This is a genomic window from Pseudomonas sp. Irchel 3E19 (assembly GCF_900187585.1).
Classification (GTDB): Bacteria; Pseudomonadota; Gammaproteobacteria; order Pseudomonadales; family Pseudomonadaceae; genus Aquipseudomonas; species Aquipseudomonas baetica.
The window spans coordinates 115,043-125,639 of record NZ_FYDT01000014.1 but is presented as its reverse complement, the minus strand read 5'-3'; the positions used below and the strand labels follow the sequence as shown (position 1 = coordinate 125,639).

Annotated in this window: 8 protein-coding genes and 1 pseudogene; 3 read left to right on the top strand and 6 right to left on the bottom strand. The window is 60.3% G+C overall.

Going from position 1 to position 10,597, the window contains the following annotated elements; translation table 11 throughout:
* The 4 genes and pseudogenes from CKW18_RS30550 to CKW18_RS11895 all read right to left on the bottom strand — a co-directional run.
* Positions 1-665 (bottom strand): annotated as a pseudogene (locus CKW18_RS30550) (hypothetical protein); the annotation flags it as partial.
* A 416-nt stretch (positions 666-1,081) separates the two neighbouring features.
* The gene (gene ccoM, locus CKW18_RS31335; protein ID WP_007959205.1) at positions 1,082-1,198 is read right to left on the bottom strand and encodes a cytochrome c oxidase subunit CcoM; all 117 of its coding nucleotides are present in this window, start codon (positions 1,196-1,198) and stop codon (positions 1,082-1,084) included.
* Positions 1,199-1,348: 150 nt separating this feature from the next.
* On the bottom strand, positions 1,349-1,510 hold the full coding sequence (locus tag CKW18_RS30545) for a hypothetical protein (protein ID WP_095188971.1): 162 nt from the start codon (positions 1,508-1,510) through the stop codon (positions 1,349-1,351).
* Between the two features lie 93 nt (positions 1,511-1,603).
* Positions 1,604-1,945 (bottom strand): aspartate-semialdehyde dehydrogenase, encoded by a 342-nt coding sequence (locus tag CKW18_RS11895; RefSeq protein ID WP_095188970.1) that lies wholly within the window; start codon positions 1,943-1,945, stop codon positions 1,604-1,606.
* Positions 1,946-2,175: 230 nt separating this feature from the next.
* Here CKW18_RS11895 and rapA point away from each other — a divergent pair, with 230 nt between their 5' ends.
* Complete coding sequence (gene rapA / locus CKW18_RS11890) at positions 2,176-5,022, top strand: RNA polymerase-associated protein RapA (protein ID WP_095188969.1); 2,847 nt, start codon at positions 2,176-2,178, stop codon at positions 5,020-5,022.
* A 164-nt stretch (positions 5,023-5,186) separates the two neighbouring features.
* Here rapA and CKW18_RS11885 read toward each other — a convergent pair whose 3' ends face one another.
* Positions 5,187-6,536 (bottom strand): MFS transporter, encoded by a 1,350-nt coding sequence (locus CKW18_RS11885; RefSeq protein ID WP_095188968.1) that lies wholly within the window; start codon positions 6,534-6,536, stop codon positions 5,187-5,189.
* Positions 6,537-6,837: 301 nt separating this feature from the next.
* Here CKW18_RS11885 and CKW18_RS11880 point away from each other — a divergent pair, with 301 nt between their 5' ends.
* Entirely contained in the window at positions 6,838-7,206 is a 369-nt protein-coding gene (locus CKW18_RS11880) for a YkgJ family cysteine cluster protein (RefSeq protein WP_095188967.1), read from the top strand.
* A gap of 148 nt (positions 7,207-7,354) precedes the next feature.
* A complete protein-coding gene (locus tag CKW18_RS11875) occupies positions 7,355-9,637 on the top strand; it encodes a bifunctional diguanylate cyclase/phosphodiesterase (protein ID WP_095188966.1) in 2,283 nt (760 codons plus the stop codon).
* On the opposite strand, the gene CKW18_RS11870 is transcribed toward CKW18_RS11875, so the two are convergent.
* The gene (locus CKW18_RS11870; RefSeq protein ID WP_170947239.1) at positions 9,528-10,424 is read right to left on the bottom strand and encodes an NAD(P)-dependent oxidoreductase; all 897 of its coding nucleotides are present in this window, start codon (positions 10,422-10,424) and stop codon (positions 9,528-9,530) included. The genes CKW18_RS11875 and CKW18_RS11870 overlap by 110 nt on opposite strands.
* Between the last annotated feature and the right edge of the window lie 173 nt (positions 10,425-10,597).

Genomic DNA, 10,597 nt, shown 5'->3' with positions numbered 1-10,597 from the left:
CCGCCTTCGCGAGCAAGCCCGCTCCCACAGGGATTGAGTACACCCGCCAGAAACTGGTTGGCTGTCAGGCCGCCTTCGCGAGCAAGCCCGCTCCCACAGGGATTGAGTACACCCGCCAGAAACTGGTCGGCTGTCAGGCCGTCATCGCTGGCAAGCCAGCTCCCACAGGGATTGAGTACACCCGCCAGAAACTGGTCGGCTGTCAGGCCGTCATCGCTGGCAAGCCAGCTCCCACAGGGATTGAGTACACCCGCCAGAAACTGGTCGGCTGCCAGGCCGTCATCGCTGGCAAGCCAGCTCCCACAGGGATTGAGTACACCCGCCAGAAACTGGTTGGCTGTCAGGCCGCCTTCGCGAGCAAGCCCGCTCCCACAGGGATTGAGTACACCCGCCAGAAACTGGTTGGCTGTCAGGCCGCCTTCGCGAGCAAGCCCGCTCCCACAGGGATTGAGTACACCCGCCAGAAACTGGTCGGCTGTCAGGCCGTCATCGCTGGCAAGCCAGCTCCCACAGGGATTGAGTACACCCGCCAGAAACTGGTTGGCTGTCAGGCCGCCTTCGCGAGCAAGCCCGCTCCCACAGGGATCGAGTACACCCGCCAGAGCTTGGTCGGCTGTCAGGCCGTCATCGCTGGCAAGCCAGCTCCCACAAGAAAATGAGTACACCCCGTACGCGGCGCATGCCGCCCCACTCAACACAATGAGCGCAAGCTCGAGTACCGCTCTTGATCTTGATCTCGGAGCCCGTCGGCAGGCTGAGTGGAGGGGTTGATCCGGGGGTGGGAGCGCAGCGACCGTTTGGCGAAGCCAAACACATCGAGAGGAGGTGCAGCGAAGCAAACCGGAGGCGATGCGCCCGGATCAATCCCGCAGCGAAGGAACCCGAGCCTAAGCGAGGGCCGTACGTCAGGGCACAGACCTTTTGGTTACTTTTGGGGCGTTTGCCAAAAGTGACCCGCCGTCAGGGCGGAACCCTAAGCAGCCGTTACCGCAGCAACGGATATACACACAAACCGAAAGGCAAAAAAAAGGGCAACCGAAGTTGCCCAAAATGCCTTGCGTGCTCATCAATCCGGAAAGAACTAAGGCTTCTTGCGCTTATTCGCATCCTTCCAGATAAAAAATCCAAACCCTGCAAAAAACAGAACCATGAGCCCAACGGTCAGAACCCCGGCAAACACCACGTTATCGAAAAACATGACTGTGGCCTCCTGGCCCCTGCTTTGCTGCGATGGAACTAAGTTAACCAATCACGCAGGCGCAGAAATTGACCAGGATCAAGTCCGGTCAACACAGGGAGTAAAGGCGGGAAAATAACTGACCTGCATCAACGGATTCAGGGGGGGAGATCAACGCTTTTTCGGTTTGTTTTTCGACTTTTTCTTGGCTTTTCCCAACGGCATCGCCTGTTCGAAGGCATTGCGCACTTCATTCAGACGCTTCTCTTTAATGTCGTGCACACGCTTGGCGCGTTCAGTGTTGAGGTCGATCAGTTTGTTGTCTTGGCTCATGGCGTTCGGCGCATCACTTGAAGAAATCACAACTGCCACAGCATCGGCAGGACTGCGCCAATAATGCAGTCTGGCGTCAGCGCTGACCAGCCATCAGATCTCGATATCAACCCACAAGCCCTGACGCGGCTGATCGTCCATCAGCGGCACCACCGGCACGGTGTTGTCGGCATTGAGTTCCGTGCCCGGCACGGCCAGGTGTTCTTCGGGGTCTTCATCGGCCTCGCGACGCCGACGATCACGCTCCTGCTGCCGGCGCTGTTCTTCGCGCGCGAGCAGTCGATCCTCCTCGGGATCGCGCTTTTGCAGATCAATCGTGCTTTCGTTGGAGCTTTCCTGCACCGGCACCACCGGGGGAATGTCCGGCCGCTGGCGGATCGGATCCTGCTGGGAAGTGACCGGCACAGCGCTCAGGGGGAGCATCGGTGGGAACATATAAAGGGTCTCCTGTCAGCAGGCTATCGGCTTGGGCGCTGATGGCTTGAGCCGTCGGTCGCAAACTTGTGACCGGATTGGCACCCACTCGTGCCCTGCTCTTTGGTTAAACCGACGCATGACCTAATCTTCCCTGTGCAGTTAAAAGCCGGTGGCGGCTCCTAATCCTTTGGCCTCGGAGCCTCATTCCGTTAAGATAGCCCGCTTTTTCAAGGTGGGAGTCAGGCAGCATGGCGCAGCAGTATCAACCGGGGCAACGCTGGATCAGTGACAGCGAAGCAGAGCTTGGTTTAGGCACCGTTCTGGCACAGGACGGCCGCTTGTTGACCGTGCTTTACCCGGCCACTGGCGAGACCCGCCAGTACGCGCTACGGAATGCGCCCCTGACCCGCGTGCGATTCTCGCCGGGCGACAGCATCACTCACTTCGAAGGCTGGAAGATGACCGTCCAGCAAGTCGACGACGTCGACGGCCTGATGGTCTATCACGGCCTCAACGCGCAGAACGAAGCCGTCACCCTGCCAGAAACCCAGCTGTCGAACTTCATTCAGTTCCGTCTGGCCAGCGACCGTCTGTTCGCCGGGCAGATCGACCCGCTGGCGTGGTTCTCCCTGCGTTACAACACCCTCGAACACACCAGCCGCCAGTTGCAATCGTCGCTCTGGGGCCTGGGTGGTGTGCGTGCGCAACCGATCGCGCACCAGTTGCACATTGCCCGTGAGGTCGCTGACCGTATCGCGCCGCGGGTATTGCTGGCGGACGAAGTGGGCCTGGGTAAAACCATCGAAGCCGGCCTGGTGATCCATCGCCAACTGCTGTCAGGCCGCGCCAATCGTGTGCTGATCCTGGTGCCGGAAAACCTCCAGCACCAGTGGCTGGTGGAAATGCGCCGCCGCTTCAATCTGCAGGTCGCGCTGTTCGACGAAGAACGTTTCATCGAAAGCGATGCCGCCAACCCGTTCGAAGACACTCAACTGGCGCTGGTTGCGCTGGAATGGCTGGTCGACGACGAGAAAGCCCAAGACGCATTGTTCGCTGCCGGTTGGGATCTGCTGGTGGTCGACGAAGCGCACCACTTGGTCTGGCACGAAGAAAAAGCCAGCCCCGAGTATTCGCTGGTCGAGCAATTGGCGGAAGTGATTCCCGGCGTGCTGCTGCTCACCGCCACCCCGGAACAACTCGGCCAGGACAGCCACTTCGCTCGTCTTCGCCTGCTCGATCCAAACCGCTTCCATGACCTGGCCGCGTTCCGCGCCGAGAGCGAAAACTATCGCCCGGTGGCCGAAGCCGTTCAGGAGTTGCTGGACAAAGGGCGCCTGTCGCCGCAAGCGCACAAGACCATTCACGGTTTCCTCGGCAACGAAGGCGAAGCCTTGCTGACTGCGGTCAACGATGGAGACACCGAAGCCAGCGCCCGCCTCGTGCGTGAACTGCTTGACCGCCACGGCACCGGCCGCGTGCTGTTCCGTAACACCCGCGCCGCCGTGCAGGGTTTCCCGGAGCGCAAACTGCACCCGTACCCGCTGCCGTGCCCGGACGAATATCTGGAACTGCCACTGGGCGATCACGCCGAGCTGTACCCGGAAGTCAGCTTCCAGGCCCAGCCGGACGCCAGCGAAGAAGAGCGCTGGTGGAAATTCGACCCGCGCGTTGAATGGCTGATCGATCAGCTGAAAATGCTCAAGCGCACCAAAGTGCTGGTGATCTGCGCCCACGCCGAAACCGCGATGGACCTGGAAGACGCCCTGCGCGTGCGTTCCGGCATCCCGGCCACGGTGTTCCATGAAGGCATGAACATCCTTGAGCGTGACCGCGCCGCCGCTTACTTCGCCGACGAAGAATTCGGCGCGCAAGTGCTGATCTGCTCGGAAATCGGCAGTGAAGGTCGCAACTTCCAGTTCGCGCATCACCTGGTGCTGTTCGATCTGCCGTCGCACCCGGACCTGCTTGAGCAGCGCATCGGGCGTCTCGACCGGATCGGCCAGAAGCACATTATCGAACTGCACGTGCCGTACCTGGAAACCAGCCCGCAGGAGCGCCTGTTCCAGTGGTACCACGAAGCGCTGAACGCGTTCCTCAACACCTGCCCGACCGGCAACGCCTTGCAGCACCAGTTCGGCCCGCGCCTGCTGCCGCTGCTCGAAGAAGCCGACGACAGCGAGTGGCAAGCGCTGATCGATGAAGCGCGCACCGAGCGCGAGCGACTGGAAGAAGAGCTGCACACCGGTCGCGACCGTCTGCTGGAACTCAACTCCGGCGGTTCGGGCGAAGGCGATCAGTTGGTCGAGGACATCCTTGAGCAAGACGATCAGTTCGCCCTGCCGATCTACATGGAAACCCTGTTCGACGCGTTCGGCATCGACAGCGAAGACCATTCGGAAAACGCCCTGATCCTCAAGCCGAGCGAAAAAATGCTCGACGCCAGCTTCCCGCTGGGCGACGACGAAGGCGTGACCATCACCTACGACCGCAACCAGGCGCTGTCGCGCGAAGACATGCAGTTCATCACCTGGGAACACCCGATGGTGCAGGGCGGCATGGATCTGGTGCTATCCGGTTCGATGGGCAACACCGCCGTCGCGCTGATCAAGAACAAGGCGCTGAAACCGGGCACCGTGTTGCTGGAACTGCTCTACGTCAGCGAGGTGGTTGCTCCACGTTCGCTGCAACTGGGCCGTTACCTGCCGCCGGCCGCGTTGCGCTGCCTGCTCGACGCCAACGGCAACGACCTGTCGGCCCGCGTCTCGTTCGAAACCTTGAACGATCAACTGGAAAGCGTGCCGCGTGCCAGCGCCAACAAGTTCATCCAGGCCCAGCGCGATCAGCTGACGCCACGGATCAACGCCGGTGAAGACAAGATCGCCCCGCGTCACGCCGAGCGCGTGGCCGAGGCCCGTCGCCGTCTGGCGGCCGACACCGATGAAGAACTGGCGCGCCTGACCGCACTGCAAGCGGTCAACCCGACCGTGCGTGACAGCGAACTGGTTGCCTTGCGTGAACAGCGTGAGCAAGGTCTGGCAATGCTGGACAAGGCCGCGCTGCGCCTGGAAGCGATTCGGGTGTTGGTGGCGGGCTAAACCGCCCTGCTCCACCGCTGAAAACCAGAAGGCCCGCAGTGATGCGGGGCCTTTTTGTTTGCCTGTTATTTATTAGCTGATGCTGATGGCCCTTTCGCGAGCAGGCTCGCTCCCACAGTTTGGAATGCGTTCCTATGTGGGAGCGAGCCTGCTCGCGAAGGCGGTTATGCAGTCGCTACTGCAACGTCTGGCTCAACCACCGCCACCAAGCCCTCCTTCATCCGCTGCGCATCCCGCACAAAACACCGCGAAGCCATAAACAGAAACACCATGGTCAGGAACAGCGCCACCGGAATCAGGTACATCGCGTCATGCAGCCCGACCGCCTTGAACGCCTCGGTCATCTGCTCCGCCCCCGCTGAAATCATCGCCGATTTGGCAAAGTGATCCGACAGGCCACCGACCACCACCGGTCCCAAACCACCGCCCAGCAGATACAACCCGGCAAAGAACAACGCCATCGCCGTCGCCCGCAGGCGTGGTTCGACCACGTCCTGAATCGCCGTATAAACACAGGTATAGAAGTTATAGGCAAACAGCCAGCCGAGGCTGAACACCGCGACAAACACACCGATCTCAATGCGCCCGGCATGCAGCGCCCACGCCGTGCACAGGGTCGAGACAATCAAGCTGAATGCGGCAAACAGCAGTCGCCCATTGGCCACACGCTGGTGGATCTTGTCGGCGATCCAGCCACCCAACGTCAGGCCGACCAGCCCGGTCACCCCGACAATCACCCCGGTGGCCACCGCCGCTTCCTGCAACGGCATCAAGAAATAGCGCTGCAGCATCGGCACCAGAAACGAGTTGCAGGCATAGGTCGCGAAGTTGAAGCACAACCCGGCCATTACCAGCCACAGAAAGGTCGGTACGGCGAGGATCCGGCGGATCGGCTTGTCGACTTTTTCCTGCGAGACCTGCACGGTTTCCGCCGCACCGCGCTTGGGTTCCTTGATGAAAAACATGAATACCGCCAGCAGCAGCCCCGGTACGGCGGCAATGAAGAACGGTGCGCGCCAACTGTCGAACGCCTTGACCATCCAGCCGATGGTGAAAAACGCCAGCAGCAATCCCAGCGGCAGACCGAGCATGAAAATACCCATGGCCCGCGCCCGACGGTGCGCCGGAAACAGATCACCGATCAGCGAGTTGGCCGCCGGCGCATAACTGGCTTCACCGATGCCGATGCCCATGCGCACGATCAGGAAACTCCAGAAACTGCCCACCAGTCCGTTGACCGCCGTCAACGCACTCCACGTCGCCAGGCCCCAGCCCATCAGTTTGCTGCGCGAGCCGGTGTCGGCCATGCGCCCCAGCGGCAGACCGGCGATGGCATAAACGATGGTGAACGCGGTGCCGACGATGCCCAACTGAAAGTCGCTGAGATGCCATTCCATGCGGATCGGTTCGATGATGATCGCCGGGATGGTGCGGTCGAAGAAATTGAACAGGTTGGCAAGGAACAGCAGGAACAGAATGCGCCAGGCATTCGCCGCTTGGGTCGAGTTCTGCATGGGTCCGTCTCTTTATTGTTATAGGGCTTCACTGCCAACGCATTCGAGCCCGGAACCTGCAATCTAGTCAGCCAGACAGGGACTGTCTGTGATCATTCGTCCGCCTGATATCGGGCCATGGCACTGTAACGAAACGTAAGCCCTTGATAAGTCTGCAATCCCCCCGAAACGTGGGCTTTTGCGGCAAAATCCTGCCACAAAAAAATAGTTTCTCGCCCCCCTTCCCAAGTTCGTGGCGAAGCCTAGAATGGCGGCCGGGTCCGTCCGGATCTCCCGATCAATCCCTTTGATACCCTCGCCCATGTCCGAAGTCAGTCCGTGTCTGAATTGCGGTGCCTGCTGTTCCCATTTTCGCGTGTCTTTCTTTTGGGGTGAGTGCTCATCTTCCGGGGGTACGGTGCCCGATGAACTGGTTACACAAATCAGCCCCAGTCGGGTGGCAATGAACGGCACCGACTGCAAATCGCCGCGTTGTACGGCATTGGTCGGCGAAGTCGGCAGCACAGTGCATTGCTCTATTTATGAAAAGCGTTCCAGTCCCTGCCGGGAATTCGAAGCATCCTGGGAAAACGGCGAACAGAATGTCGATTGCGATAAGGCCCGCGCCCGCTTTGGTTTGCCGCCCCTGCAATCGGACTGGGCTGAAATCCCTTTCGATAAGAGCGCCTGACCCTTAGCACCAATCGTTATGACGCTAATGCCGAAATCATTAGCGCCAATGTGCCACTACCGCTTGCACCGCAAAAACGGCCTCTATACTGCTGTCATTCGCCTGCGTTAACCGCGCGCTTAAGACGACTTCAGAGATGGGGCATGCAATGGAGTGGCTTGGTTTGCAGTTTGTTACCGAGCTCCCGGAGAGCGGGCAGGTCATTCTTGATTGCACACACAACCCTTTGCTGGTGCTGGTGGCCTATCTGGTCGCCTGCGCCGCGAGTTTCGCCACCCTCGATATGGCCGAGCGAGTCGCTCACGCCGAAGACCTTGGCGCGCAACGCCTATGGTGCTGGATCGGTGCGACCTGCCTGGCCGGCGGTATCTGGGCTATGCATTTCATCGGCATGCTTGCCTTCCAGGCCCCGATCGACATTCAGTACGACCTGCCGATCACCCTGTTCTCCCTGCTGATCGCCCTGCTCGCCTCGTGGCTGGCGATGCACACGCTGAGTAAGGCGCAGCCAAGTCGGGTGCTTTACCTGAAAACCGCCCTGGTCATCGGTCTCGGCATCGCCGGCATGCATTACGTCGGCATGGCCGCCATGCAGTCGAGCGCCACCGCCTACTACCAACCGTCCTTGTTTGTGCTGTCGATTGTGATCGCCATCGGCGCCAGTTTCACCGCGCTGTGGGTGGCAGGTTACTTGCGCGAGGGCAGTGGTCTGGCTCATCAGATGCTCAAGTACAGCGCCGCACTGATTCTCGGCGCCGGCATTTTCAGCATGCATTTCACCGGCATGGCCGCACTGCAATTGGTGTTACCGGAAGGCCGCGCACCGGCCCTGCCGGCCGAAACCAGCCATTTGCAATTGGGCCTCACGGTAGCGCTGATCATCCTGCTGATTCTCGGCAGTGCAATCAGCGCGGCGCTGGCCGACAAGAAACTGCAAAGCAAGGAACATGACCTGCGCCGGGTCAACGCCCTGCTCAGCCAACTCGATCAGGCACGCATGTCGCTGCAACAAGTGGCCAACTACGACGCCCTGACCAACCTGATCAACCGTCGCGGCTTCAATCAGATCTTTGCCGAAAAACTCAATCAGAAAGCCAGCGAGGGCGGCATGCTCGCGGTGATGTTTCTCGACATCGACCATTTCAAACGCATCAACGACAGTCTCGGCCACGACGCCGGCGACGCCCTGCTCAAGGTGATTGCCAATCACATCAAAGGCTCGGTGCGCAGCCATGAAGACGTGGTCGCGCGGTTCGGCGGTGATGAGTTCTGCATCCTGATCAGCCTGCGCGACCGTGAAGAGGCGCGCAACATGGCCCAGCGCATCATGTTGAAAATGAAAGAGCCGATAGAACTGGCCGGACGCCGCATGGTGATGACCACCAGCATCGGCATCAGCCTGTTTCCCGAAGACGGCACGACCTGCGAAGAACTGCTCAAGCACGCCGATCTGGCGCTGTATCAATCCAAGGGCGCCGGGCGCAATGGCCTGCACTTTTTCAATTCCAGCCTGAAAAACCGCGCCACCCTCGAACTGCAACTCGAAGAAGAACTGCGCCACGCCCTGCATGAAGAAAACGGCCTGATGCTGTATTACCAACCGATCTTCGAACTGAAAACCGGCCGGGTTACCAAACTCGAAGCATTGATCCGCTGGCAGCATCCGATCCACGGTTTGCTGACCCCGGATCGCTTTATCAGCATCGCCGAAAACAATGGCCTCATCGCCGAACTGGACAATTGGGTGCTACGCCGGGCCTGCAAGGATCTTGGCGAGTTGTCGACCCATGGCTGCGAAGAGCTGAAAATCGCCTGGAACTGCTCGCCACTGAACCTCACCCGGGAAGAATTGGCCGATGAAATCGAAAGTGCGCTGCGCACGGCAGGCGTCGCGCCGGAGCGCCTGGAACTGGAGGTGACCGAGAACGCGCTGATGGGCAACATCGCCAACACTTTAGTGCTGTTGCGACAGATCCGCGCCCTCGGCGTGTCGCTGTCGATCGACGACTTCGGCACCGGTTATTCGTCGCTGGCCTATCTCAAGCGTCTGCCGTTGAACACGCTGAAGATCGACCGCTCGTTCATCCTCGACATCCCCAAAGCAACGGCGGACATGGAGATTGTCCAGGCGATCATCGTCATGGCCCACACCCTGCACTTGCAGGTGGTCACCGAAGGCGTGGAAAGCCTGGAGCAGTATGAATTCCTCGAACGTTCCGGCTGCGATTTCATCCAGGGTTACCTGCTCAGCCGTCCGGTGCCGCTGGACGAATTGCGCCCGGTACTTGAGGAGATCAACCAGCGCAAACATTCACAGGCGATCAATCCTTTGATTCTGGCGCGCGGTACATTTGCACCAGTGTCGCTGGATCTTGCTCCAAAAAGCCTTGCGCTCCATGCAGGCGCATCAGTTGTGCGGCCAATCCGCTGATCGGCGTCGCCGAGCCCTGCTCGCGTGAGAACTTCACAGCAGTGTCGAGATCCTTGAGCAGCGTGCGTACGTGCCACTTGATCGGCTTGAAACGGCTTTCGGCCATTTGCGGGGCGAGGATCTGCAACGGTTTTGAATCGGCGAAACCACCGGCCAGCGCTTCGGCAATCAGGCTCGCATCGACCCCGGCCTGCTCGGCCAGTGCCACCACTTCAGCAATCACCAATGCGTTGCAGGCGACGATCATCTGGTTGCAGGCCTTGGTCACTTGCCCGGCGCCGATGCCGCCCATGTGCGTGACGCGCTGACCGAGATTGAGCAGCACCGGACGCACGCGCGCAAGGTCCGCTGCATCGCCCCCCACCATGATCGCCAGACTGCCGGCCTCGGCACCGACCACCCCGCCGGACACCGGTGTATCCAGCCAGCCCATGCCGGTTTCACGCATCAACTGCGCCGCCATCTCACGCGTTGCGGTAGGTTCAAGACTGGAGAAATCCACCAGCAATTGCCCGGCCTTCGCGCCTTTGGCAACACCAGCCGGGCCGAACACCACGTCGCGCACGACCGTCGTATCGGCCAGACACAACATCACCACGTCGGCGTGCGCGCACAGCTCAGAGGGGCTCGCCACCTGCCGGGCACCGGCTTCGACCAGTGGCGCGCACTTGGCCGGGTTGCGGTTCCACACCGTCAGCGGATACCCGGCCGCCAGCAGACGGCGGCACATCGGCAGGCCCATCAGGCCGATTCCGGCAAACCCCAACGAAGGTAGCGTTGACATCATTTAGCCTCCTTTTGATTAAAGATCGCCGAATAATGGCCGATCCATCAACGATCAAGAAAGGATTCCCCCAAGCGACAGTCAGGCCAAGTCCCTGGCGCTCGGGCCAAATTCGCGCAAAAAAGACGCGAGATCTTATTCCGTGAGGTTCGCTGACATCAGTCACCGAGCCAACC